The 25,273-nt window shown below is 60.6% G+C and carries 23 protein-coding genes and 5 riboswitches; of the genes, 19 read left to right on the forward strand and 4 right to left on the reverse strand.

Annotation, left to right across the window (positions count from 1 at the left end):
- Positions 1-221 precede the first annotated feature (221 nt).
- From eno (D0B32_RS28905) to D0B32_RS32725, 5 genes are all read left to right on the forward strand, one after another.
- On the forward strand, positions 222-1,514 hold the full coding sequence (gene eno, locus D0B32_RS28905; RefSeq protein ID WP_117337754.1) for a phosphopyruvate hydratase: 1,293 nt from the start codon (positions 222-224) through the stop codon (positions 1,512-1,514).
- Between the two features lie 52 nt (positions 1,515-1,566).
- Positions 1,567-1,627: riboswitch (Fluoride riboswitch) on the forward strand.
- A 248-nt stretch (positions 1,628-1,875) separates the two neighbouring features.
- Positions 1,876-2,334, forward strand: coding sequence for a hypothetical protein (locus D0B32_RS28910; RefSeq protein ID WP_147329587.1), 459 nt, complete (start codon positions 1,876-1,878; stop codon positions 2,332-2,334).
- 9 nt (positions 2,335-2,343) lie between these two features.
- Positions 2,344-2,820 carry a universal stress protein gene (locus tag D0B32_RS28915; RefSeq protein WP_117337756.1) on the forward strand — a complete coding sequence of 159 codons (477 nt, stop codon included), beginning with the start codon at positions 2,344-2,346 and terminating at the stop codon, positions 2,818-2,820.
- 33 nt (positions 2,821-2,853) lie between these two features.
- The gene (locus tag D0B32_RS28920; protein ID WP_117337757.1) at positions 2,854-4,512 is read left to right on the forward strand and encodes a dynamin family protein; all 1,659 of its coding nucleotides are present in this window, start codon (positions 2,854-2,856) and stop codon (positions 4,510-4,512) included.
- Positions 4,513-4,994: 482 nt separating this feature from the next.
- Positions 4,995-5,150, forward strand: a complete 156-nt coding sequence (locus D0B32_RS32725) for a hypothetical protein (protein WP_181969945.1) — start codon at positions 4,995-4,997, stop codon at positions 5,148-5,150.
- A 217-nt stretch (positions 5,151-5,367) separates the two neighbouring features.
- On the opposite strand, the gene ctaD is transcribed toward D0B32_RS32725, so the two are convergent.
- From ctaD to D0B32_RS28935, 3 genes are read right to left on the reverse strand one after another with little or no spacing between them, the layout of a single operon-like run.
- The gene (gene ctaD, locus D0B32_RS28925) at positions 5,368-6,957 is read right to left on the reverse strand and encodes a cytochrome c oxidase subunit I (RefSeq protein ID WP_117337758.1); all 1,590 of its coding nucleotides are present in this window, start codon (positions 6,955-6,957) and stop codon (positions 5,368-5,370) included.
- The gene (locus D0B32_RS28930) at positions 6,954-9,104 is read right to left on the reverse strand and encodes a dynamin family protein (RefSeq protein WP_117337759.1); all 2,151 of its coding nucleotides are present in this window, start codon (positions 9,102-9,104) and stop codon (positions 6,954-6,956) included. The genes ctaD and D0B32_RS28930 overlap by 4 nt, the downstream gene beginning before the upstream one ends.
- A complete protein-coding gene (locus D0B32_RS28935; RefSeq protein WP_117337760.1) occupies positions 9,094-9,912 on the reverse strand; it encodes a hypothetical protein in 819 nt (272 codons plus the stop codon). The genes D0B32_RS28930 and D0B32_RS28935 overlap by 11 nt, the downstream gene beginning before the upstream one ends.
- Positions 9,913-10,115: 203 nt before the next feature.
- A riboswitch (Fluoride riboswitch) is annotated at positions 10,116-10,185 on the reverse strand.
- Between the two features lie 152 nt (positions 10,186-10,337).
- Positions 10,338-10,406, forward strand: a riboswitch (Fluoride riboswitch).
- Between the two features lie 47 nt (positions 10,407-10,453).
- Between D0B32_RS28935 and D0B32_RS28940 the strand changes: the two genes are divergently transcribed.
- Both D0B32_RS28940 and D0B32_RS28945 read left to right on the forward strand, forming a co-directional pair.
- Positions 10,454-11,203, forward strand: coding sequence for a hypothetical protein (locus D0B32_RS28940; protein ID WP_117337761.1), 750 nt, complete (start codon positions 10,454-10,456; stop codon positions 11,201-11,203).
- Positions 11,204-11,281: 78 nt separating this feature from the next.
- On the forward strand, positions 11,282-11,722 hold the full coding sequence (locus D0B32_RS28945) for a hypothetical protein (protein WP_117337762.1): 441 nt from the start codon (positions 11,282-11,284) through the stop codon (positions 11,720-11,722).
- A 35-nt stretch (positions 11,723-11,757) separates the two neighbouring features.
- Here D0B32_RS28945 and crcB read toward each other — a convergent pair whose 3' ends face one another.
- Positions 11,758-12,162, reverse strand: a complete 405-nt coding sequence (crcB, locus tag D0B32_RS28950) for a fluoride efflux transporter CrcB (RefSeq protein ID WP_117337763.1) — start codon at positions 12,160-12,162, stop codon at positions 11,758-11,760.
- Positions 12,163-12,236: 74 nt separating this feature from the next.
- Positions 12,237-12,302: riboswitch (Fluoride riboswitch) on the forward strand.
- A 215-nt stretch (positions 12,303-12,517) separates the two neighbouring features.
- On the opposite strand from crcB, the gene D0B32_RS28955 reads away from it, so the two are divergent.
- From D0B32_RS28955 to D0B32_RS29010, 12 genes are all read left to right on the forward strand, one after another.
- Entirely contained in the window at positions 12,518-12,859 is a 342-nt protein-coding gene (locus tag D0B32_RS28955; protein WP_117337764.1) for a DUF190 domain-containing protein, read from the forward strand.
- 106 nt (positions 12,860-12,965) lie between these two features.
- Positions 12,966-13,760: a 2,3-diphosphoglycerate-dependent phosphoglycerate mutase gene (locus D0B32_RS28960; RefSeq protein ID WP_117337765.1), complete on the forward strand. Its 795-nt coding sequence runs from the start codon at positions 12,966-12,968 to the stop codon at positions 13,758-13,760.
- A gap of 34 nt (positions 13,761-13,794) precedes the next feature.
- Complete coding sequence (eno, locus tag D0B32_RS28965; protein WP_117337766.1) at positions 13,795-15,087, forward strand: phosphopyruvate hydratase; 1,293 nt, start codon at positions 13,795-13,797, stop codon at positions 15,085-15,087.
- A 184-nt stretch (positions 15,088-15,271) separates the two neighbouring features.
- Entirely contained in the window at positions 15,272-15,646 is a 375-nt protein-coding gene (locus D0B32_RS28970) for a DUF190 domain-containing protein (RefSeq protein WP_117337767.1), read from the forward strand.
- A 46-nt stretch (positions 15,647-15,692) separates the two neighbouring features.
- Positions 15,693-15,774, forward strand: a riboswitch (Fluoride riboswitch).
- A 167-nt stretch (positions 15,775-15,941) separates the two neighbouring features.
- The gene (locus tag D0B32_RS28975) at positions 15,942-16,889 is read left to right on the forward strand and encodes a respiratory chain complex I subunit 1 family protein (RefSeq protein WP_117337768.1); all 948 of its coding nucleotides are present in this window, start codon (positions 15,942-15,944) and stop codon (positions 16,887-16,889) included.
- A gap of 84 nt (positions 16,890-16,973) precedes the next feature.
- On the forward strand, positions 16,974-17,573 hold the full coding sequence (locus D0B32_RS28980) for a hydrogenase (protein ID WP_259295201.1): 600 nt from the start codon (positions 16,974-16,976) through the stop codon (positions 17,571-17,573).
- Positions 17,570-19,108 (forward strand): proton-conducting transporter membrane subunit, encoded by a 1,539-nt coding sequence (locus D0B32_RS28985; protein WP_259295202.1) that lies wholly within the window; start codon positions 17,570-17,572, stop codon positions 19,106-19,108. Before D0B32_RS28980 ends, D0B32_RS28985 begins: the two co-directional genes overlap by 4 nt.
- The gene (locus tag D0B32_RS28990) at positions 19,105-20,595 is read left to right on the forward strand and encodes a nickel-dependent hydrogenase large subunit (protein WP_117337770.1); all 1,491 of its coding nucleotides are present in this window, start codon (positions 19,105-19,107) and stop codon (positions 20,593-20,595) included. Before D0B32_RS28985 ends, D0B32_RS28990 begins: the two co-directional genes overlap by 4 nt.
- Before the next feature lie 12 nt (positions 20,596-20,607).
- Positions 20,608-21,483 (forward strand): NADH-quinone oxidoreductase subunit NuoB, encoded by an 876-nt coding sequence (nuoB, locus tag D0B32_RS28995; protein ID WP_117337771.1) that lies wholly within the window; start codon positions 20,608-20,610, stop codon positions 21,481-21,483.
- On the forward strand, positions 21,473-23,464 hold the full coding sequence (locus tag D0B32_RS29000) for a proton-conducting transporter membrane subunit (protein WP_117337772.1): 1,992 nt from the start codon (positions 21,473-21,475) through the stop codon (positions 23,462-23,464). The genes nuoB and D0B32_RS29000 overlap by 11 nt, the downstream gene beginning before the upstream one ends.
- 375 nt (positions 23,465-23,839) lie before the next feature.
- Complete coding sequence (locus D0B32_RS29005) at positions 23,840-24,820, forward strand: acetoacetate decarboxylase (ADC) (RefSeq protein ID WP_220444977.1); 981 nt, start codon at positions 23,840-23,842, stop codon at positions 24,818-24,820.
- A 31-nt stretch (positions 24,821-24,851) separates the two neighbouring features.
- The gene (locus D0B32_RS29010; protein WP_117337773.1) at positions 24,852-25,169 is read left to right on the forward strand and encodes a hypothetical protein; all 318 of its coding nucleotides are present in this window, start codon (positions 24,852-24,854) and stop codon (positions 25,167-25,169) included.
- Positions 25,170-25,273: the final 104 nt, after the last annotated feature.

Consider the following 25,273-nt stretch of genomic DNA (forward strand, 5'->3'; position numbering starts at 1 on the left):
CGACGGGCTCCTTTGTTTTCCAACCCCTCCCGGTCAGGATTCACAGGTTTCCCGGAGGTGGCGCCGCAAGCCTTTCATTTTCCAACAGACACCGGCCGGGATCGCGATTTCACCGCATCTCCATCATCCGCGATGGCCCGTCATCCCTCGAAAATCCGGGGATCTGCTGGAAAAGAGGCCTCGTAGCGTGAAGCGTCCGGGAGCGTTCACGGGACGCTGCCATGATCCATTCTGTCGCCATAGCATCTGTCATTGCCGACGAAATTCTTGACTCGCGCGGCAATCCAACACTCCGTACGACAGTGGCACTTGCCGATGGTACGACGGCGAGCGCGAGCGTCCCGTCCGGTGCGTCGACGGGACAATACGAAGCGCTCGAACTGCGCGATGGCGATCCCTCGCGCTATGCCGGCAACGGCGTGCTCCAGGCGGTAGCGAACGTCAACGGGCCGATCGCCGACGCGCTGGTGGGAATCCAGCCTGACGACCAATGGCGCATCGACGCGACGCTCATCGCAGTGGATGGCTCAGAGTTCAAGACGCGCCTCGGCGCGAACGCGATTCTGGGCGCATCGCTCGCCTGCGCGCGGGCAGCCTCACTCGCGTGCGGCCTTCCGCTTTTCCGGTATCTCGGCGGCGACGGTGCGCACGTACTGCCCGTTCCGATGCTCAATATCCTTAACGGAGGCCAGCACGCCCATGATGGACCGGACGTGCAGGAATTCATGATCGTGCCACTGGGTGCGCCGACATTTCGCGAAGCGCTTCGCTATGCCGTTGAGACCTATCACGCCTTGCGCGATGTGTTGCGTGAAGCAAACCTCAGTGTCAGCACTGGGTACGAGGGCGGCTACGTGCCACGCGTCAAATCGAACGCAGCGGCGATGGATATGTTGATGCTCGCGATCCGGCGCGCCGGATATCGGCCCGGCGACGATATCGCGATTGCCCTGGACCTTGCGGCGAGTTCGTTGCATGACGGCGAAACGTATCGGCTTTCGCGCGAAGGAGTCGCCATGTCAAGCGCCGAAATGATCGATTATCTCGCCGGCTGGATGGGACGCTACCCGATCGTCTCGATCGAAGATCCATTGGCCGACACCGACTGGTCGGGTTTTGCGGCACTGACCGGAACGCTTGGCTCGCGTGTTCAGGTTGTTGGCGATGATCTGTTCGTGAGCAATCGCATGTTTCTGGTGCGGGGCATTGCGAAGCGCTGCTGCAATGCTGTGCTTATCAAGCCAAATCAGGTCGGCACGGTGACCGAAACGCAGGATACAGCGCGAATGGCCTTGTCCGCTGGATATGGCGCCCCCGTTTCGCACAGGTCGGGCGACACGACAGACTCGAGCATCGCCGATCTGGCGGTTTCCCTCAACTGCGGGCAGATCAAGTCCGGGGCACCGGCGCATGGTGAAAGGATCGCAAAATATAACCGTCTGCTCAGTATCGAGAAGATGCTGGGAGAGCAGGCCGAGTTCGCCGGGCGAAGTGCATTTCGTCATCTCGTCTAGCAGCGTGCACAGGCGCAGGCACCCTTGCGTAGCCACTGCGCGAGGGGTATCTTTACAAACAGGAGATGGCATTCTCCTTAACCGCCATGTTGGCTGATGATGCCTGTTGTCCGATGCGCTGCGATGCATCGGACCCCGCATTGAGGTGCCGACATGAACACCGCTCTAGCTGCTTCTGTTTTCTCTCTTCCCAGCGTTTTCGCCTTGATGGGGCGGCTGCTATTCATGCGGCCCGATCTCCCCCCTCCGCTATGCGGATTGATATCCCAGTCAGTGTCGCGCGGCGCAAGCCTCTACCCCAGGCGGGTGTGAGTTCGCGCGCGCGTTCAGTCTTCTGTCAAACCAGTATAGGGAGTCAGTCATGTCTGGATTTCGTGACGATCTTCGTCAACGCATTGAAGAATTGCAAAACGATGGACCGGGGCGGGAATGGCTCGTACAGACGGCCGACGGACAAGTGGTATTCAGATGCCACTCGCACGAAGAGGCAATGAATGCACGGGCGCTCGTTGTACGACTTCCGCGCCAGGACGTACTGGGTCTGAAGATATCGACCGCGAACGTGAACCCCGACTACATCGAACGTACCGGCCTGAAAAGCGCTGATTCACGGTTTTGCGACTGGGCGCTTCTCCAGCTCGGCCGGGTGTCGATAGCGACCTCGCCGGGCGACTCGGATCAGCGCTTTGCCGTCACAGGTGATGGCGGACAGACGGCGCAAGGCCGCACGCTCGCCGCTGCGCTTTTTGGGCTTGTCCAGCTGTGCTCAGTCAAGGATGCTGATAGCAGTGCGGAATTCAATCAGTTCGACAAGTTATAAAAAACGCTCATGAGATATTTACTGGCGGGATTCGACGGATCAGAGCGTTCGCGAATAGCGGTCCGGCACGCCGCATCGGTTGCTGAACGTTGTGCGGGGCGCCTGCATGTTCTGACGGTAATGCGACTGCCTTCGGCGGGGCTCGACGTTCCTGTGAGTGATGACATTGTTGCAGACTGTTTTTCCAATGCGACCAATCAGCTGGCACTGCTGCGCGGCGAGCTGGATGCGAGATTTGCTCAGTTCACAGTCCGGTATGGTGAGCCCGCACAGGAGATTGCGCGTTATGCGCTCGAATTTGGTGTTCGTGACGTTTTCCTGGGCGATCCTCGACGCATGATGCCGCGGATCATGTCCACCGGATGGCGGGTGCGACGTCTTCTTGCAGGAACAGGTTGCGAGGTCACGAGCGTAACAGCGAAAACCCTCGCTGCGCAGAGTGGGGAGGACGTGCATTGCAGCGCAGGCGGGGCGCAGTCGTTTTGAACGCGGTTCAAGGCAAAGCCTGTGGAGGCTTGAGTGGACCTGAAAGACTATGAGACACTGAAATTCGAGCTGGCGGCCCATTTGCGCGCCCTGGAAACGCTCGCTGGCACGCAAAGGGAATCGCTTCAGGCCGAGATCCGCACGCTGTTTGCGCGGCTCGCCGAAGATCGCTTCAACCTCGTTGTAGTGGGCCGGTTCAACCGCGGCAAGACGTCGCTGATGAATGCTTTGCTTGGCTCCGATCGTTTGCCGACCGGCATTCTTCCATTGACCTCGGTGATCACCACTGTCGTGTACGGCACGACGGAGCGGGTGTTGGTCAAGTTCCGGGAGACGCGGCTTGATAGCGAGATTGCGCTCGACGCGCTGGCTGGCTATATCACCCAGGAACACAACCCTGGCAATGCGCGTCGGGTAGAGACGGCTGAGGTCCAGTTGCCTGAGGAAATCCTTCGGCGCGGCTTCCACATGATCGACACCCCAGGACTAGGGTCGCACATCGCGGAGAACACGCGCACGACCGAACGCTTCCTGCCCGAGGCTGACGCGTTTGTGCTCGTGACGAGCTATGAGAGCCCGGTGTCAGAAGAAGAGCTCGCGGTCCTCCATACGGCGTCGACATCATTCCGGCGCGTCTTTGTTGTGATAAACAAGCAGGACACTGTGAACGACGTTGACCGGGTGACGGTTCAGCAGTACGTGCGGGAGAGGCTGCGCAGCATATTCGGAGAAGAATGTCCCGCGGTGTTTTCGGTGTCAGCAAGGGACGGTCTTGAAGCAAAGCGAAAGGGGGATAGCGCGGGTCTTGCTCAAAGTGGTATTACTGCGCTCGAACTCGCATTGACCAGTTTCATGCTGGAAGAAAAGCGCGCCGTCTTTCTATCGGGGATGTGCGAACGCATGATCGACCTCGCCGCGCGGTTGCCAGACGTCGGATCGCAAAGCCAGTTCATGCAGGCGATGCAGTCCGTGCACGATGAAATTGGCCGACATCGAGGACAACAGGCATTGCCCGTTCGTCGTCCTGTGCCCGGGTCCTTGAGCAACGTCCATCCGCAGACCTGTGAAATATGCCGGCATATCCAGAGCGCCACGTTCGATACGCTCGCCAGTTACCAGCACGAACTGGCAAGCAGTGCGGATGTTCAGAAACAACATGCGCTGCGCGGGGGGCTGTGTCGCACGCACACACGACAGTATGCGTCGCTTGCGCCCCCGCATGACATCTGTGTGGGCAATGCAGCATTGATCGAGTGGATGTCTTCGGAGCTGGCGACATTGGCACGGTCGATTGACCAGCTGGATGAACGCGAGCCGCCTCCCCTTTGTCTTGCTGTGATCAAAGAGGGCTGTCCTCTGTGCCTGAGCGCTGCGCATGCTGAAATGCAGGCCATCTCGACGCTGGTTTGCGAGATGGCGCGGCTTGACGACGTCTCGTCTGAACGGCTTTCGATGATTTGTATGCCGCACCTCGCGCGCGCGTTGCCAGCCCTACGCGAAGGGGGGGCCGCGCGCGCATTATTGACCCGGCAGGCGGCAATGCTCGACCGTCTGGCCGAGGATATGCGCAGGTACGCCACCAAATACGACGCGCTAAGACGATATCTCGCCAGTGAAGAAGAGCGCGATGCCGCGGAGATGGCCGTTGCTGCGCTTGCGGGGCTGCCGAATGGACACGTCAGCGGGGGATAGATGGCTCAAACCGTGGCTCCGGCAGCGCAGGCTGCTCAGGTGTGTGCGCGTCGTTCGCAGGCGACTGGTTCGTTGTCGGTGGCGCGGCGGGCCGCGGCGGAAGAGCTCGGGAAACCGACGATGGATGAACAGTCGCGTTGTCGTGGCAACCGCGGAGTTCGTCAGGCGTCGGCCGTGGCCGAAACTGGTCGATGCAGGCGGCCTCGGATGGACGCGGGACCTGGCAGGTCGGCGTAACCTGCCCTTCGAGTCGCAGCTCACGGGGCTGCACAATTGACAGTGCGGTCGCACTGTCCTGAGCGAAAACTGGTTGAGTGTGCAAGCTCCAGCATGCACACAGAAGTACGCGGATGGCGCGCTGCGCAGGAATGAGAACGGGGTCAGCGGCACCGCGCAACGGCCGGGCGGTGTCAGAATGGTTTTTGATGTGCATGCGCGATAGCTCAAGCGCAAACAGAAAGTGGTTATGTATGGAGGCTGTAATGGACGAGTTGAGCGTGGGGACCATCGTTGGCCTGTTCATCGTAGGTATGATTGCCGTACTGATCGCCGATCATTATCGCCGTGAGCATCTTCGCGACAGGTTGCTTGAGCGCATGAATCATCACTGGCGGGAGACTACGCGGCGCCGCTCCTGATTGATATGCGGAGCCGCCATCCCCGGGGAGGCCCACGTAATGGTCATGCATTGCGGTGTTGAATCGCGCTGTTTTTGACCGGCATCTACAACGCCTTCACACGACTGCGTTGCGTGCCCGCGGTCGTTAGACCTCCCTGTGTGCGCAGAAGTAGTTGTCCATACATCGCGTCCATGCCTCGGAACGTGCCGCAAGCATGGACGCGTTGGTGCCAGAACTATTTCACGATCGGCGGGGTCTCGAACGTGTGAAAGGGTGCCGGACTCGGAATAGTCCACTCCAGTCCTTCGGCGCCGTCCCACGGTTTATCTTCCGCCTTTGCGAGCTGGTCGCTGCCGCGGTAGGCCGGCAGTGCTACCGCAAAGAGGAAGTAGACCTGCGCGAGGCCGAAGCCAAATGCGCCGATAGTTGCGACCTGGTTCCAGCTGGTAAATTGCGCAGGGTAATCTGCGTAGCGACGGGGCATACCTGCCAGACCCAGAAAATGCATCGGGAAAAACGCGACGTTAAAGAAAATGATCGAGGCCCAGAAGTGAATCTTGCCCCGCACCTCGTTATACATCTTGCCCGTCCATTTGGGTGCCCAGTAGTACCAGCCAGAAAAAAGGCCAAAGAGCGATCCGGCAACCAGAACGTAGTGGAAATGCGCGACCACATAATAGGTACCATGTAACTGAATGTCGATCGGCGCCATGGCCAGGATCAGACCCGTGAGTCCTCCTACCGTGAACACGAGCAGAAAGCCAATCGCGAACAGCATAGGCGTCTCGAATGTCAGCGAACCTCGCCACATCGTGGCGACCCAGTTGAACACCTTGACTCCGGTCGGCACCGCAATCAGCATGGTCGCGTACATGAAAAACAGTTGCCCGGTCACTGGCATACCGGTCACAAACATGTGATGTGCCCAGACCATGAACGAGAGGATGGCAATCGACGCGGTCGCATACACCATGGACGCGTAACCAAACAGCGGCTTGCGCGAGAACGCCGGAATCACCTGCGAGACGATTCCGAAGGCAGGCAGGATCATGATGTACACCTCCGGGTGCCCGAAGAACCAGAAGATGTGCTGGTACATGATCGGGTCGCCGCCGCCCGTCGCGACAAAGAAGGACGTACCAAAGTGCCGATCGAAAAGCAGCATGGTAATCGCGCCAGCCAGCACCGGCATCACGGCGATGAGCAGGAACGCGGTGATGAGCCACGTCCAGCAGAACATCGGCATTTCCATCAGCGTGAGTCCGGGCGCGCGCATGTTCAGGATCGTCACGATAATGTTGATGCCACCCATGATTGACGACGCACCCATGATGTGGACCGCGAAAATGGTCATGTCCATGCCCGGGCCCATCTGTTCAGACAGGGGCGCGTACATGGTCCATCCTGCCGCCTGACCGCCACCGGGCACGAAGAATGAACCCACCAGCAGAACGCCCGCCACAGGAAGCAGCCAGAAACTGAAATTGTTCATGCGGGCGAACGCCATATCGGAAGCGCCGACCTGCAGCGGAATCATCCAGTTGGCGAAGCCGACGAACGCCGGCATGATCGCACCGAAAATCATGATCAGACCGTGCTCGGAGGTGAGCTGGTTGAAAAACTCCGGCCGCATCAGTTGCAGGCCCGGTTCAAACAGCTCCGTGCGGATCATCAGCGCAAGCACACCGCCCACAAGAAACATGGCAAACGAAAAAATCAGGTAAAGCGTACCAATGTCCTTATGGTTGGTCGCGAACAGCCAGCGACGCCAGCCGACGGGACGCTCGTGCGCATGGTCATGCGCGATCGGGGCTACGATGCTCATTGACTGCTCCTCCTGGTGTGATTGTCATGTCCAATGGCGGATTCGGATGATCGTTCAGCAATGCCCGGCATCGGTGAGCCGGTTACTATCGAAGGGTCGTGCAGCCTGGAGATATCGGCCCGCAGTTGCTGGAGCCATTCATCTGCGCTATGCGCACCGGTCGCGGTGGTAGTGATCTCACGGATATGTTGCTCGAGGCGCAGACGCTGCGCGCCGAACGCATCCAGCAGAGCGCGCAACGCCGTTACTCTCCACGCTCGCACGGTCGCAATGTGATCGATCAGCGCACATCTGATGATGCCGATCGCCGGGCTGTAACGCAGGGTCTTGCGCGCGCCGAGATAGAAGCCCCACCGGCCAAAGAGCGATCCGATCCCACGGGGGATCACAGTCACAGGCAGGTTCGTGCCGGCGGGGAGATAGTGACCAAGCCTGAATTCTGGGAGCGCGGGAAGTGGCGGCATGTAGCCGAGATCGCTTCCCGGTAGCTCCAGTGCGTTGGCCGCCTGAACGAGCGTGACGGCAGCCTGCGAGCGGAGTTGTTCGATGCGCCACGATGCCCGGGTGGAGAGATTGCGGGCGTAAGCAGTCGTGGCCTGTTCGAGCATCGCTGAGATATCGAAGGCGACATCCCTTTCCTCGGTCCACAGCGCGGCGGCGTTGTGGGCGACTTCATTGATCAGCGGCTGCAGGAAAGCAGCGGAATCGCATTCGCGGAGCTCATCACGCGAGCGCTGAAGTCTCGTCTGCATGTCATTGAGCGTCGCCTGTAACGACGTCACGTTCTGCCCCGATGTTCCGGAAAGCCGCCCGCGCTCGACATGCCGCTCCAGCGCCGCGGCAATCTGCGCGGCAATCACGTCAGTCCTTGCGGCGAGCAGGGCCGCCTGACGCAGGGGGTAAGCGGCGAGATAATCCGCAAGGGGCCCATCCTGCCACGCCTTGCACAGCGTGGCCTCGGTGTCTCTTGTGCTGACAAGGTACGCTGGAACCTCGTAGCGCGCTTTCTTCCACAGTTCGTGCACGACGTGCCCGTAGGTATGCCAACGATCCTCCGCTGCGAGCAGATCGGCTTTCGTGACAAGCACCATGGTGTCGATGCCGGCGTGATGCAATTGGTCGAGAAGCTGTGCTTCGTCAAGCGCGAGTGAAGCCACCGCCGAGATCAGGACGACCGCGAGGTCGCACCGGAAGAGCAGTGCAGGGTCCAGGAGCGGCACGCGCCCGGGTGAGCGCGAAGAACCCGGCATGTCGAGTAGCGTGACCCCCGCTTTGAGAATTGCAGCCGGCGTCTGGAACTGTATATGGGTGATGTGACGGTAGTTTTCCGGATTCGCATGGACGTCGACGAATTCCGCGAGCCTTCCGCGCTCAAAGCGCTCCGAAATGGCATCGGCGAAATCGACACTGCCACACTCGCGCGCGCCGTAGTCGATCTGTACCGGAACGACGGTTGTGGGCATCGCCGCCACCGGCAGGAGCGCCGCGCCGAGAAGACAGTTCAGTAACGACGACTTGCCCGTGCTGCTCTCGCCGAATACGCCTATGGTGATATTGCCCGAGCGCACGCGTGCAGAGAGCGCGTCAACACATGACTCAAGCTGCGCAAGTCCGTGCCGGGCGGTCATCTGCTTCATATCCAACAGGCGCGCGTCGAGCCCGGTAACGGGCTGCGCTTGGCCTTGGGCGGTCTGCGCCGTGATGTCCCTGCGCAACGCGAGATCGTTCGCCACGACAAGGAGCGTGTTCATCAGCTCGTCGACAATCCGGCATGCGTCTTCCTGCTGTTGCGCATTGAGTACACCAGACGCGGCGCTCGCCCGCGGGTTAAGTCCGGCGGCGGCAACGAGCGCTTCGTCGATGAGCGCTCTTGCACACCGCTGCGCACTGGTGGCTGGAACAGGGGCCGGTATGTGGTGACGCTCCAGAATCGAGGACATGACGCCACGTATGTGCTGACAATCATCCGCAACGATTGCATGGCGCGCCGGCGTAACGTCCGCTGTGTGGGCGCAGAACGGGGAAGACAGCACCTCGGGGTCAAGCGTGCGTACGCATCGATTGAGCAGGTCATCGATCAACCGGAAGGTACTCAGGACACGGTCTGCGAACTCGGCAGGGAGTGTGTTACGGCGTTCAACGCCCATGGGAGCCTCCAGTGTCTTCTGTTGGGGGCCGTTCGGGTAAAGCGTCTTCCTGCGCGTTCGGGCCGCGGCCAGTGGACCCGCCCGTTGCCGCGCCCGCCGTGCCGGTGGCCGGCCTTGCGGCGAGATCACGTAAGGGACCCTCCAGCAGGTTTTTCCAGCCGCTGCACCAGCCGATGGCGGCAATGAGTGCGCCGCGATCCTCGGCAGTGTCGGTGCCACGCTGTTCCCAGAAAAATGAATGGTCGAAGCGGTCCATGTGCGATGCGATGTCCATTACCGCACCGCGCTGTGCGGCCGCGCTCCTGCCCGCGTCGGCCTCCATGGCAGAGATGAGGTGAGGACGGCACAACGTCGGAGATCCGTTTGCCGCGCATGTCCCGCAGACGTACGGTTGCCAACCGACAAGGTTTTCGCTCGCGAACCGGATAGCGGAACTCATGTCGCGGCCCTGTTCGAGCCGCTCGCGCGGCGCGTTCCCCGGCGAGGCAGGGCCGTAGCCGAGATCGCAGATGTGACAGGGGCCAGAGGTCCGCAGGAAGTGGGCTGCGAGCCGGTCGGGGATCAGGCTATGAAACCCTTCGCCGCACAGATGTTTTGCTGCGCGGCGCATCAGCTCCTTGTAGAGGATGGTGCAGCCATGGATCAGATGAGGGCGGAAGGATGACTCGACGACAAAAAACGCGAGGCTGTGCCGGGCGCACAGCCCCCAATGCAGATACAGACGCGCACGCACGTCTGCGTCCATCAGGCTGCCTTGGATGAACCACCATAGAAAATCAACCTCGCCGTCAGACAGAGGTGGTTCCATGAGCGATGTCAAAGCGGCGTTCACGCGTCGCCACCCTGAGATGGCTGCGGCTCAACGCGAACGTATGCGCTGGCGTTCGTCTGATTGAACGCACGGACACTCGCAGCGGCGGTATTGGAACGGAACATCGAATGCCGAGCCCGCAGAAAAAAACGCGCAAGCCCGGACGGGGACGCCAGAAATGCGCCTACCGTTCCCGTCCGGGGACCGTAGGCATCATCAGTCGCAGGGGTGCGACGGTTGGCTCGGAGGAATGCCATCTCCGCATCAATATTCTGATTCTATGACCGCCGGCACGATTGCGCAATTGCCGTCTGCACGATCTGTTGTCCCCCGGTGCCGCATAGGCCACCTGCGGGATTTCCCGAGGCACTGCAGCGTCGCGAGCGTCGGACTTCCTGGCGATATCCCTGCTAGACTGCCTGTAACTTGACGGAGATGGCATACCTCCGATCGAACCGCCGGGATGGCCGGCTGATGATGCCTACGCCTGCGTGTCCTGTCGCGCTGCGTAGGCTTTTTTATGCCCGAAGGGTGCGATATGACGCAAACCCTGTTGCCGTGCGAGCCCTTTTCCGATGGTGAGCTCGCATTTTTCAGACGTTTTATCCGGGAGCCCTCTGCAAGCAGGAACAGCATGTTGGCCAGCACGGTAGAACAGTGGGGCTTCTGCGAACGGCATACCCTTGGCCTGCTCGCCGTGTGCGCAAGCATACCCCGCGCTGGCCTGAACGCGGCTGCTGTCCTCTACCAGCGAATGATCAGAAATGCGGCTGTGATCTTGCAGCGGTGCGCGTCGACAGACGATGGCTGCGCTCACCTGTTGCGCAATGAAGAGCCCTGTCCGATGTGCGAGCTGGGGCTCAATGAGAATTCTGCCGGACTGATTCGACGCGAATGGCTTGCATTGCCGCAAAGCCTGGAGCGATTGCGTTCGCTCCTGAACGACACGTACGACCGCTGGTCCCCCCTGGTTTGCGGCACATGCGTCCATCTGGCGACGGGCCCCTTGTGCCGCAGGCATGCGGCCGACGCGCTGCCGGTCGGCCGCGAGGCGATCGGCGTTTCTACATCCGACGTTTGCGCAGTAGACGGGGAGCTCGCCCTGCTTGATACGTTGGATCAGCAGCTCTCGACTTATCTAGCGACGTTTTTGCCGGAGAGCGCAGGCGTGGACACGGGAGAGGGCGTTGCCACATTGATCGCCGCGGCGGGGTGGTGCACGGGCTGGGAAATGTTATCGCTGGCGCTTGGGTATCGCCTCGTCGGCGGGACCGCTCGCGGGTGTTGATCTGGGCTTCGCGAGTGTGGAAGGCGCGCGTGGGCTACGCAATGCCGGTCGGGAGTGCAGGACTAGAGGGAGAACGCAATGAACGGGGTAGAAACGAGTGTGCGCCGCGCCCTTGCTGCGCATTTTGTTTATCTCGACGAACTGCTCGCTAAGACGCAGGCCGCCTGCGGAGTCGCGCGCACGAGCCGGCTGTTTTACCGGTATGAACTTGACGTCCCGCAGGCGGGTCTCGCTGCAGTGCTGGAAGGCGTCGCACGGTTCAGACGGCAGCTCGATACGTTTGGCTCAAGGTGGGGTCTGGATCTGCCCGCCGAAAAGGTTCTCTCCTCACACGCGTTGGCCGTAGACCTGCAGTTTCTCGATATTGCGCTCGAGGAGATGTCGCCGTCCTCACTGTCAGGTTACGGTCCGCTCGGCGACGATTTCGTACTCGATTACGAATTGCTCCAGCAGGCGTTGCGCGCGGAGATTGGAACGATCACCGAAGCACTTGCGCAGCGTCCCCGGGCGGGTACCTAGCGAAGTTTTTGGCGTCTCCTGGTGGTGCATTCTGGCTACGTCGTCAGTGACGAAATAACGAACAGACCAAGGCTTGTCATGAGCACGGATCCACCGACGTGGACGAAGATTTCGGCAAGCGCCCATCCAAAACGCCCCTGCTGCATGTGGGAGGTGACTTCCGCAGAAAAAGTCGAAAAGGTCGACAGTCCGCCCATCAGCCCGGTGAGTACGAACAGCTTCCAGTTGTTGGACAGGGCGGGGTGTTTCAAAAAGAAGGCGATCGACGCGCCGATGATAAAGCCAGCGCTCAGATTGGCGACCAGCGTGCCGATGGGCAAGTCAGGGTGAACGCCATTCAGTAAAAGTCCGAGACGCCATCGGATCAGCGATCCAGCAGCGCCGCCAAGTGCGATAGCCAGAAGTGACTCAGCGACGGCCGGGGGCACAGGAAATGGCATGTCAGAAGCCCTAGGTCCGAATAATGTTGACAGTTCATGATGCATCACCGTCACCCATCCGCATCATGCTACACTGCCAAAGTGGAGATGGCATTCCTCCCATAACCGCCGCTTAGCCGGCTAATGATGCCTACGGATTCCTGGTTCAGGAGCTGTAGGCTTATCCCCCAGCGTCCTGCTACCCGGATTTGAAGAATCTTTTCAGGTCTGGTTTCGATGTTTCTGCTCATATCAGCTTGTCGGTTTAGCCCTCTGGCGATCCATGGTCGCGCGGCGTCATCGCGCCTGCGCGCACCGGTTGCCTTTTACCGACGGAATGATTGCCGGACCATCGGCTTTAACGGAGGGTGCCGACATGAAGGGTAGCCAGCTCACGCTGTACGCAGCCAATCAGGGCCATCGCAAGTCGCATAAAACCATCGTAGATTGGGTCCTTGACGAAGTGGCCAAAGCGGGCATTCACGGAGCGACGGTCACGGAGATCAGTGAAGGGATCGATGCCCACGGCAAATATCATGCGGCACGTTTTTTTGAACTCGCTGATCAACCTGTCGCCGTGATGGTCGCAGCGCCGGACGCACAGGTGGATGCGCTGCTTGACAGCCTGCGCACAGGCGGTGTGCGGCTTTTCTATACACGCTGCCCGGTGGAATTCGAGGTGCTTGGTGAACCTGCTGAATCGGCGGGAGACGCGTAATGGTCCTGAAGACCAGTTCCAGTTTTCACACGCTCCTCGCGCGGTGCGTCCGTGTGCAAAGACTCACATCTGCTGATGGCTGCCCGCTTGTCCCGGGGACCGGCCCATGAACGCGTCTGTACCGGGCACGTCCTGTAACGCGGCGCGTGTCGCCGGACCACCGCACAGTGAGCGTCGGGGCGCGTTTTCACTCGTGGTGGTGCGCCACGGGGAATCGGTATGGAACCGGGAGCATCGCTTCACAGGATGGACGGACATCGACCTGACGGCACAAGGTGAGCAGCAGGCGCGCCACGCCGGCGAGATGCTTGCACTGGAGAAATGGGAGTTCGACCTGGCCTTCACATCGGTGCTCAAGCGTTCTATCCGTTCGCAGTGGCTGATGCTCGAGGCGCTTGATCAGACATGGTTGCCTGTCTTCACGGACTGGCGCCTGAACGAGCGCCACTATGGCGACCTCACAGGGCACACACACGCGGAAGTCATTGCGGCGCACGGGTCGCAACGGGTGTTGGAGTGGCGCCGTTCATTTCGCGCGAGACCGCTCCCCATGCCCATGGACGATCCGCGTGACCCTACTCTCAGTCGCCGGTATAAAAATGTTTTGTCCACACGATTACCCCGCACGGAGTCGCTAAGCGACACAACCATGCGCGTTGGCGAATTCTGGGAAGAAATGCTCAAGCCGTCAATCCGCTCGGGCATGCGGATCCTGGTTTGCGCGCACGGCAACAGCCTTCGCGCGCTCGTGAAGGTACTCGACAGTGTCCCCGACGCAGAGATTGCGCATCTCGATATTCCAAACGGAGTTCCCCTCATTTACTGGTTCGACACCGATGTCCGGCCGCTCGGACGGTGCTTTCTCGATCTGCCGCATCCGGCAGAGTCCAACATTCTTTAACCCGGCGGCCGTGCCGTCTGATGGAGTAGAAATTATGACCAACCAACCCCAGATCGCCGCGCTCATCGCAGACGAGGTGCTCGATTCCCGTGGAAATCCGACGGTCGAAGTGACCGTGACGCTTAACGACGGCACATTCGCGCAGACAACCGTTCCCTCGGGGGCATCCACCGGTGAATTCGAAGCGGTTGAACTTCGTGACGGTGACGCGTCGCGTTACGGTGGAAAAGGGGTGCTCAAGGCAGTCGCCAACGTCAACGGAGAGATCGCCAACGCGCTCAAGGGGCTAGATGCCCTGGACCAGCGCCGAATCGACGACACGCTCATCGAACTCGATGGCACGGAATCGAAGAGCCGGCTCGGCGCAAACGCGATCCTCGGAGCATCTTTGGCCTGTGCGCGAGCCGCGGCACAGTCACAACGGCTTGCGCTTTTCCAGTACCTGGGCGGAGCGGACGCTCACGTGCTGCCGGTGCCAATGTTCAATGTGCTCAACGGTGGCAAGCATGCGGCCAACGGACCCGATGTGCAGGAATTCAAGCTCGTGCCCCTGGGCGCCCCGACGTTTCGCGAGGCGTATCGGTATGGCGCGGAAACCTATCACGCGCTGCGCGCTGTTCTCTCGGAGATGGGGGTGTCGACCAACGTCGGCGATGAGGGCGGGTTCGTCCCTCAGCTTGACTCAAATATCGCGGCGATGGACGCCATCATGCGTGCGATCGAACGTGCAGGCTATCGGCCGGGCGAAGACATCGCCATCGGGCTGGACCCGGCTGCAAGTTCGTTTTACGAAAACGGCGCTTATCACCTCACGCGTGACAAGCTCACGCTCGCGACCCCCGAGATGATCGGCTACTGGAAATCATGGACGGATGCGTATCCGCTGGTTTCGCTCGAAGATCCGCTGGCCGACAGTGACTGGTCGGGATTCGCCACCATCACGAAGGAGCTGGGGGACAAGGTACAGATTGTCGGGGACGACCTGTTTGTCACCAACCGGAAATTCCTCAAACGCGGCATTGCAGAAGGCTGCTGCAACAGCATCCTGATCAAGCTTAATCAGATTGGCACCGTCACGGAAACAATGGATACCGCACAGATGGCGTTCGGCGCAGGCTACACCTGTCTTGTGTCGCACCGCTCGGGCGAAACGTCAGATACGAGCATCGCGGATCTCGCCGTTGCGCTGAACTGCGGGCAGATCAAGTCAGGTGCGCCTGCGCGAGGCGAGCGTGTGGCGAAGTACAACCGGTTGCTCGAAATCGAGAAAATGCTCGGAAGTGACGCCATGTTTGTCGGACCAAAGGCTTTTGCCCATCCCCGGTGAGGCATGAGCAAGACCCGATGTATCGGTAACCCTTTGAGTGCATTGCACAATTCACCTGTCGAGGCCAACGTGCACTAGAATGAAATCGGGTCCGGGGACGATGGGTGCCGCATCCATGGCGCCCGGCTTCATGGTCTCATGACGCGCCCCCGGCGACGGAGGCCGCCCGTCAAGGGAGGTTCGCATGAACGGTTTCTTACTCACTTTCTATACCGAACAGAACAAAAGGCACGGACACAGAACTATCTGCGAATGGCTGCTCCACGAAGTCAGGGAGCTCGGGATTCACGGTGCAACGGTTATCAGTGGTAGCGAGGGCATTGGTCACGCGGGTGCGCATCACGCCGCGCATATGCTCAAGCTCAATGACCAGCCTGTTCAGATTATTCTCGCCGTGACGGACGACGAGTCGCAGCGTTTGCTCGATGTCGTCAAGGCCGAGCATGTGCATGTTTTTTACACGCGCACACCGGTCGAATACGGGCTGCTCGGTGAGGACGATCCGCAGCACCATCCGAAGAAGTTCTCACTGTTTCACAGAAACACGCAAGGAACGTAAGCGAAGGGTGTTCAGATCGCGATGTGTCACCTATACTGGGAACGCGACACCTTGTGGAGATGGCATTCCTCCCAAACCGCCGTTAAGCGCTCACCAGACGCTGTACGGCTGATGATGCCTACCAGGTCCCGGATGTGCCGGGCCGGTAGGCATTATTTCGCCGGCTTCTGACTCGATGCCATCCCGGGCGTGCAAACGCCAACAAGACGCAAAAAATGGGATGCGCTATCAGTTACCAATTTTCTGAACGCCGCAGGAACAGCGCGACTCCATCCAGTCATGCGATGGAGGACATGTGAGCCTGCGCGACATCCTCCTGCAGATCGCGCAGGTTATTACAGTCATCGTCCTTTCTCCGTTGTTGCAGGGCTTCATCCTGCAATGGGAAGAGCGGATACAGCGCGCGCGCGGCCCCGGGATTTTCCAGCCTTACCGCGACCTCTGGAAGCTCTTTCACAAGCAGCTCGTGGTTCCCGAGACTGCTTCATGGATCTATTGGGTCGCACCACCGCTTGCCTTCACCTGCATGCTGACGGTGCCAATCCTCATTCCTGTGCTCACCGACTTTCCGCTGCCCCTGTCCGACATGGGCGACATCCTGGGCGGGGGTCTCATTCTCACGCTCGGCTCGTTTGCGATCATGCTCGCGGGTCTCGATTCGGGGAGCGCCTACGGCGGCATCGGGTCTTCCCGGTCGGTCATGCTTGGCATCCTGGCCGAACCCACGCTCATCCTTGTCTTCGTGGGCATCACACTGCTTGCCAAGGCGATGCTGCCCTTCGTCGTCAACCATCTGCTGGTGCAGAATCCCTCAGTCTACTGGAGCCCCGCTCACCTGTTTCTCGTGTTCGCCTTCTTCGTACTGCTACTGGTTGAGACGGACCGGTTACCGATCCATTCGAGTACGCATATCGAGGTGTACATGATCGAGGAGGCCCGGATACTTGAATATTCCGGGCCTCTGCTGGGGCTGCTGAAGTGGGCTTCCATGATGAAGCAGTTCATCCTTTACACCATCTTCTGCAACGTGCTGACGTTGCCGTGGGGGCTATCGCAACATGGCACCGCGCTGGGCGCCGCTGGGGCAGCCGCAGGACTTTTTGTGCGGATGCTGGTCGTCGTCGTCGCGGTCGTGATCGTCGAGACCGCGCAGTCGAGGCTGCGATTCTTCCGGTATCAGGAGCCGCTTGCCGCATCGTTCATGCTGGCGGTGCTCGCTATTGCTGCGAACCAGTTAAGGTGACCAATGCTACTCGCCCATCTAAGTCCTCTTGCAGCATCGCTTTTCAGTCTGCTCGCCATTGGCAGCCTGTTATTCGCGTTCGTCATGCTCGGCTCGCGCTGGTTGAAAGACTATCTGCTCGCGTTCACTGCCGAGTCGTGGCTGATTGCATTGCTATCCGGCACTGTCGGTTATTACGGCAATTACCACGAGCTCTACTTCATCGCGGTGCTCACGGCTGTATTTCGGGGCATGCTGCTGCCATACCTGATCTGGCGGATCATCGTGCGTCTGGAAGTCGAGCGCGAACTGCACGTCGTCCTGCAGCCCAGCTCGAGTCTGGTGGTTGGCGCACTTCTCGTGCTGTTCGCTTTCGTGATCTCGAACCATCTGGGCAACGTCCTGGGGTTCGGAGGAACGGTCGTCGTTCTGGCGCTCACCGTCATGCTGTCGATGAAACTGATCGGATTCCTGATGCTGGCAGTGCGGCAGGAGGCGATCAGTCAGGTTCTGGGCCTGCTGATTCTTGAAAACGGAATTTTCCTCGGATCGCAGATTCTTGTGCCGGGCATGCCGATGTTGATAGAGCTCGTATTGCTGTTCGATCTGCTGGTCATCGTCGTGTGCTTTGGCGTGCTGGTGCGCTACCTGGTCGCCCAGGTTGGGAGTACGAGTAGCCGCGAACTGCGGAGGCTGGTGGGATGACCATGACTGCTGGACTGCTCATCGCCATCGTTGCCGCGCCAGTTGTCGCGGCAATCCTCAGCGTGGTGATCCGCATGAATCACGTGGGGGAATACGTGAATCTGGCGGCTGCCGTGGTCTGTCTGTGCGCGACACTGGTGCTGGCGCTCACGCGTAATGGTCCACAGGAGTTTCTCAACGGCTATGTGCTGGTCGACGCGCTCGGCGCATGGACCCTCGTATGCACGGCGGTGGTCTATTTTCTTGCATCGATCTATGCAATCGGGTACATGAGACTGCTTCCGGAGGAACATGACCGCTTGCCGCAGTTCTATGCGCTCTTTGCCCTGTTTGCGGCGACCATGGTCTGTGGTCCCTTGATGAACAATATCGGTGTGTACTGGATTGCGATCGAGCTCACGACACTGGTCAGCACCTTTCTCGTTGGATTCGAAAGGGGGCAGGAAGCGATTGAAGCAGCCTGGAAGTACATCATTGTCGTCTCGGCGGGTATCAGCCTTGCACTGCTCGGCACCGTGCTGTTCTACTGGGCCGGCAGTCTCGTGATCGGACCGACTTACGACATCACGTGGGATACGCTGCGTCACGCGGCACCGCGGATGAATCCTGCACTCATCCAGATGGCGTTTCTGCTTGTGCTCGTCGGATACGGCACGAAAGCCGGGCTTGCGCCTATGCATACGTGGCTACCCGACGCACACAGCGAAGGTCCGGCACCGGTGTCCGCGATGCTCTCGGGCGCGTTGCTCAATACGGCGATGCTGGGCGTCGCGCGCTTTTTGACCATCACGGATGCCGCCAGCTCGTCGTTGCTGCCGCGAACCGTTCTGGTCGGATTCGGCGCTTTCTCTCTTTTTGTGGCGGCCCTCTTCATCGTGCGTCAGCGCGGTATCAAACGACTGATGGCGTACTCAAGTGTTGAGCACATGGGCGTCCTTGCGATGGGATTTGGTTTCGGTGGGCCGCTTGCGATTGCAGCGGTGATGTACCACATGCTGAATCATTCGCTGAACAAGTCGTTGATGTTCTTTGGCGCGGGCAACGTAATGCGTCTGTTCGGCACCAAGGACATTGATGAGATCCGGGGCGTTTGGACGCGCTTTCCGGTCACGGGTGCGCTGTGGCTGGCGGGCGCGATTGCGATCACCGGGGCACCGCCATTCGGGCTATTTCTGAGTGAATTCACGCTGATGCGAGCTGGACTCGCCACGCCCAATGCCTGGGCGGTGTACGTTCTGCTGGTTTTGCTCATCGTGATCTTCATTGGTTTTCTCAACCACTTCCGGCTCATGTATTTTGCCGCACCCAATGCGCAGCGGCACACGCCTCCACCGCAAGGGCGAAGATCGGATGCCGTGGAAGCTGGCGAAGCATTGCCCGCAACCGTCTCGCCGAGCATGCAGCCGAGTCTATGGATGACGGTGCCGATGTGGCTGGCGTTGCTGCCTGTTCTGATACTGGGACTGTGGTGGCCGCAAGGACTCTGGCATTTCTTCGAAACGGTGGCCGCGGATCTTGGTAGGAGCGCTCGATGAATAATTGCAGCCTGCAACCGCTTCAGGCGCCCCGGCTTGGAAAGACGATCGACGACCTGCTGGCGCAGGGTGGGCGGATGCAGATGGCATACGCCTGGTTTCCGGAACCGGATGGCTCGCCGGAACTTCGCTACATCGCAACAGTGTCAGGCCAGCGGGCGTTCAGCGGATGGCAGGTCCGGCCAGGCGATGCTGCCGTACCCAGTCTCGCAGGCAAGTCACCTTTGCTCGGCTGGTACGAGCGCGAGATGATGGAACTGAGCGGCCTGGAGTTCTCTGGCCATCCCCAGCCCGAGCGGCTGGTCACTGCTGGCATGCTGTCGCTTGAGCAGTCGCCGCTGCGGCCCGTCGGCAACATGCCGCCCCGTGCGCATCGCGAGCTCAAGGCACCATCGTTGCCACAGGTCTCGGGCAAACATGTGCAGCTGCTGCCGTTCGGTCCTATCCGCGCAGACGTGCTGGAGTCCGCCCAGTTCATCTTCTACTACATCGGCGAAGGCATCCTGCACTACCAGCCCAACCTGTTCCTCAAGCATCGCGGGATGGAAAAGCAGTTCGAGTCGCAGGACGCCATGGGCGGCGTTCTTGTGGCCGAACGGGTGTCCGGCGTCGGGAGCGTCGCCCATGCGCTCGCTTTTGCGCAGGCCGTGGAAGATGCAGCCGGATGCGAAGCGCCGCCGCGCGCGAGATGGATCCGTGTGGTTGCCGCCGAACTCGAGCGCATCTACAACCATCTTCATTATCTCGGTCATCTCTGTCACACGACCACCCTGAAGGTCGGCGAAGCCGAAGGCAAGTTGCTGGAAGAGCGGGCCAAGCAGATGAACGCACGCGCCTGCGGAAGCCGCTTTCTGCGCAGTGTGATCTGTCCTGGCGGTGTGCGCCGCGAACTGGATATGCTGGCGGTCGCCGAGGGGCTCGCTGCATTACGCGGAGAATTCGATCGCTACATCTCGCTCATCGAGCGCACAACGAGCCACGTCGACCGGTTGATCTCCACAGCGCCACTGAGCCAGCAGCTTGCCTTCGATCAGGGCGCCTCAGGCCCGATCGAGCGCGCCTCAGGCATCGACCGCGACCTTCGGCGCGATCACCCGTACGCCGCCTACGACGAGCTGCCGCCGGTTGTGGCGACGCACGGGGGCGGCGATGCGTTCGCACGAATGAAGGTGCGTATCGCTGAATTGCGCGCAAGCGTCGAGCTGCTGGAGCGCGCAATGCAGCACGGCGTCGATGACCGGGCGCTCGTCGCGCCATGCGTGCCCCTGCCGCATGTGGAAGGTCTCGGGTGGGCCGAATCGCCACGCGGAACCGTGCTCTATGCGGTGCACTTCGACGGTGACGCCCGCATCGCGCGCGTGAAGATCAAGTCGGCTTCGTACTCGAACTGGAACGCGTTCCAGTTCACGGCCAACGACAGCAACATGATGGACTACGCAATCAACGAGGCAAGTTTCGGCTTGACCATCGCGGGTTGTGCACGATAGGCGAGGGCACGTATGTCGTTATGGACCTGGTTCGGTCTGCATTCAGGCAATGCGAGTACCGAATGGCCCCTGAAGGGGGAGGAGCACGGCCAGGAGAACCTGCTTGGCATGCCGCGCTACGATCCGGCGAGTTGCCGGCCCGGATGCGGCGCCTGCGCTGAAGTCTGCATCACGCATGCTATTTCGTTCGCCGTTCGGCCGGCCGCAGCGGGCGAGGGCGCCGGCGACGTGACAACCGATGCCGGGCGGGACGTATCAGACATCCCGCAGGCACCCGCCGCGCCAGACGTGGACTGGGGCCGCTGCATCGTGTGCCAGCGCTGCACGGAGGTCTGTCCGACCGGTGCGTTCATGCCATCGGATGACTGGGCGGTGGGTGTTGCGCGTCGCGAAGATCTGCATTGGGTCGCGCCGCGTGCCCAACTGCCCGAGCCGCGTGCCGATGCTCAGGACAGACGCCCGTTTCACCGTAGCCTTCACGTACGCCACGTGGATGCAGGCTCGTGCAATGGCTGTGAATCGGAGTTGCAGGCACTGAACAACCCGTTCTATAACCTCCACCGGCTGGGTATTTTCTTCACGGCATCGCCGCGCTTTGCGGACGTGCTGCTGGTGACCGGTCCAGTGACCCAGGCCATGAAGGGGCCGCTGCTCGAAGCCTGGCAAGCGATGCCCGAGCCGAAGTGGGTCATCGCAACAGGCACCTGCGCCGTGTCAGGCGGCGTTTCTGGCGGCAACTATGCATGCGGCAATGGACTCGATGAAGTCCTGCCGGTGGATATCTATCTGCCAGGTTGTCCGCCGAATCCCGCGGCGATCATCCACGCGCTGTTGATGGTGCTTCACCGGGCGCAACAGCGTATGAAAGGAGGACGCCTTGAGCGCTGAACTGATAGCAGCCGCTGCCGTCCTTTGGGGCCTCGCGGCGCTCGTCTCGCTGTTTATCCGGCTCCCGCTTGTGGCTCGCGCACTGCTGACGCTTGGCTGCGCGGTGGCAGTCGCCGGATGCCTGGTGGCGTTGCCGCAGGCGTTGGAAGGCGCAAACCTGAAAATCTCGCTTGCATCGCAGGCCGTGACATTTGCGCTGCCGCCGGCGGCGCTGTGGCTTTTTGGATTCGGACTGGTACCCGCTGCCTTTGCGTGCTGGTTGGGCTCGCCACTCGGCAGGCGCCCGGGGATCTGGACGGCCGGGGCGGCTTTCAGTCTGCTCGGGGCGCTCGGGGTGTTCGGTCTTCAGGACGGCATGTCAATGCTGGTCGCCTGGGAGGTGATGAGTCTTGGCGGAGCGCTTATGCTCGCAGGCGAGCATGCCAGCGACGGCGACGGCAAGCCGGTGCTTTTCATGCTGGCGCTACTGGAAGTGGGGGCGGTCGCGTTGCTGTTCGGCGTGCTGCTCCTCGGACATGCCGCAGGTTCTCCCGCGTTTGACCGGTTCGAGCTGAATGCCGCCGCGATCTCCGGTCCGCTTGCCTGGACTGCCGGCATTGCCCTGCTGATCGGCTTTGGTGCGAAGCTGGGACTGATGCCTTTCTATGAATGGTTTCCACGTGCGTACGGTGCAGGAAGCGGTGCGACCGGCGCACTTTTTTCAGGCGTCGTCCTGAACGCGGCGTATTTTGCCCTGAGTCGGGGATGGAATAGCTGGCTTGGCATGGCCACTGACACCTCGGCCGCTGCGGGCCTTGGCATCGTGGCGATTGCGGTGGGCGTGGTCAGTGCGATCCTGGCTATCCTCTTTGCGTTCCAGCAGGACGACTGGCGAACCTTGCTCAGCTATTCCTCCGCGGAGAACGCCTCGGTTGCTGTGGCGATGCTCGGTGTGACAGCGCTATTCCGCAGCGACCAGCTGAACGAACTCGCGGGCCTTGCATGGACGGTCGCGCTGCTACACCTCGCCGGGCATTCGCTGTCGAAAGGAGCGCTATTTCTTGCCGCAGACGGAATTCACGCGTCGTCGGATACGTACGACATCATCCAGCGCGGATGGATCAAGCGGGCAGGGTTCCTGTTCGGCCTGGGGGCAGTATTTGCCGGTATGAGCCTCGCGTCCGTTCCGCCGCAGGCCGGGTTCGTGAGTGAGTGGTATGTCTTTCAGACAGTCTTTCAGGGGTTCCACCTCTCGGCATTTACCGGGCGCCTGGCGCTCGTGCTTGCGGGCGCGGGGCTCGCGCTGGCGGCCGCTGTTTCTCTCGCGACGTTCGTCAAGCTCCTGGGTCTTGGCTTGCTCGGCATCAACGATGTGGATTATGTGCGGCCCATCCCGCGGCGCTGGACGGTAGCCGTCGGCGTGCTCGGCATCTGCATTCTTGCCGTCGCTGTTGGCGCGCCGCTCTGGCTCAATGCGCTGGCCACCGGCTCGCAGGCCATTTTTGGCGCCAACAGCCCACACGCCATGGTGGCGGGCTGGCTGCTGGTACCGCTCACCGACAAATTCGCCTTCATTTCGCCGTCAAAGCTGATCATCGTGATGCCGTTACTGGCGCTGCTGCCGTTGGCGTTGCTATGGCTCGTTACGCGGCGCTTTGCGGTGCGCCGCTCTGCTGTCTGGTACGGCGGCATGAAGGAGGGGCGCGACGCGGCGACGACCCCGCTGACCTTCTCGAACGCGATGCGTACCTTCTACAGCTTCATCTATCAGCCCACGATGAGTACGGAGCGCGAACACGAGGTCAGGGAATATTTCATCAAGCGTCTCGTGTTTTCTCATGAGGTGACCGACATTTTCGACCGGCATCTGTTCACGCCCGCAACCCACGTGGTCGAATGGTGTGCCGAGCGACTGCGCGCATTGCAGTCGGGCAACCTCAACTTCTATCTTGCATTGATTGGCGCGCTGTTGATCGCGATTCTTGCGCTGACCCTTTTCTAGCACGTTCGAGATCGGATGGAGGGCGCCGCGCAGTCCAGTGTCTTGTGCCATTAAGATGATCACGCGCTGGAACAGTCATGGGAAAAGTCTCAACACTGTGAAGGTTGGGCGAGAATCTGGTTAATCTTGATTGGGCCTCGAAGCTTGATCTATCAGCCTAAAGAACAGGGGTACCCGCCCGCCACTGTCTCAAGACACAGGCTTCGAAAGTTGAACTTGGACTTTGTGCACTCTCAACGCGTAACGCGACCTGTAGCGGCACATTGTCGACGCGCGATGCTCCATGAAGCGTGAAGTGGCCCGAGGGACTTGACCTTGAAGTTAGCTTAAAGCTTATGCTCGGCGGTGATGCCATTTCACCTTCGAGGCAAGAGCATGAAAAGCACTTCGCTGGCTCCCTCCGTCGACACCTCCCTGCCGGCCACAGCCACGGCCGCTCCGGCTGCCGAAACTGTTTTGATCAAGATCGGTTTGCACGATGTTCCCGTGGTTAAAGGCGGCCTGTATGACCGCTTTCGCTCCAGGCCGCCGCTTTCCGTCATCGCCGCCGAGTCGCCGGCCACCGACCTGAGCTGGTTCAAGGGAATCACCAAGGAAAAGGTGGACATCGGCTTCGAAAGCTGGTCGCCGAACTTCTATTACGAAAACAGCCGTGTAACGGCCATCTTCACCGCCGATCTCGCACGGCTGCGGGAATTGATACCGCCCGAGTTGCTGGAGCAGGTGCAGCCGCTGCAAGTGTGGCCGGGCAGAGGCGTTGTCGCGCTGACCGCTTACGCTTACCACTACTGTGACAACGACAGCTACAACGAGATCGGCCTGGCCGTCGTCACCAACAAACCCGGTTCGTCAAACTGGGGGCCATTCTCCTTGATGGGCCAGTCGTTTTCCGATGATTTCTGGGGCTATGTGCTGAAGTTGCCTGTCGATACCGAACTGGCGCGGGTGCGCGGCGTGGTTGGCTACAACCTGCCCAAGTGGCTCACGCGCATCGAATACAGCGAGGGCGAGAACGACGTCGTCGTCAAAATTTTCGACAGCCAGACCCAGGCGCTCGACGTCACGCTTCAGACACGAAAGCTCGACGTTTCTTCCAGCAAGGAAACACTGGTGACCAACAGCTTCACGAACCTCGACCCGCAAGGGCGGTTGACCACCGGCTACACCACCTCCCGCCAGTTGCGGCACGCCAGCACGTCCAGCGCGGACGCCGTGAAGCTGATGCTGACGGACGGCAGCCTCTCTCGCTTTATGGCGTCGCTGAAGCTGGGAAAGATGCTCAAGTACGAGTACGTGCCCGACTTCCAGGCGGCGCTGTACGCACCCAAGCTGCTCAAATCCGACGCCAGGCGTTGACAGCAGTCGTCCAGAAACCGGGAGAGACCGTATGACTGAAGACAACGCTCGCATGGCCAACCTTCTGAGCCGGCAGCGCAACGCATTCCTCCACGACGGCCCGCCGGACCTGGCGATGCGTAAGGCCCGGCTCGCCCGGCTGCGTGCCGCCGTGCTCGCACACCGCGAAGCAATCAAGGATGCGGTCAGTGCCGATTTCGGCAACCGTTCGCGCCATGAGACCGACATCATGGAGCTGTCCTGCGTCATCCAGGCCATCGACTATCTCTCCAGCCACTTGCGCCGCTTCATGAAGCGCGAACGCCGCCATGTGCATTTCTTCTACCGCACGGCTGTCAGCGTCGGATAGATACTCCCCACTTTCGTCGAAGTAATTTTCCCCAGTTTTTGTCTGGCGGCGCCGCGTAAGCGGCGTCGCCCTCCCGATCACCGACCATATCCCGCTACGGATCC

It is taken from the genome of Paraburkholderia sp. DHOC27 (assembly GCF_003429005.1).
Lineage (GTDB): Bacteria > Pseudomonadota > Gammaproteobacteria > Burkholderiales > Burkholderiaceae > Paraburkholderia.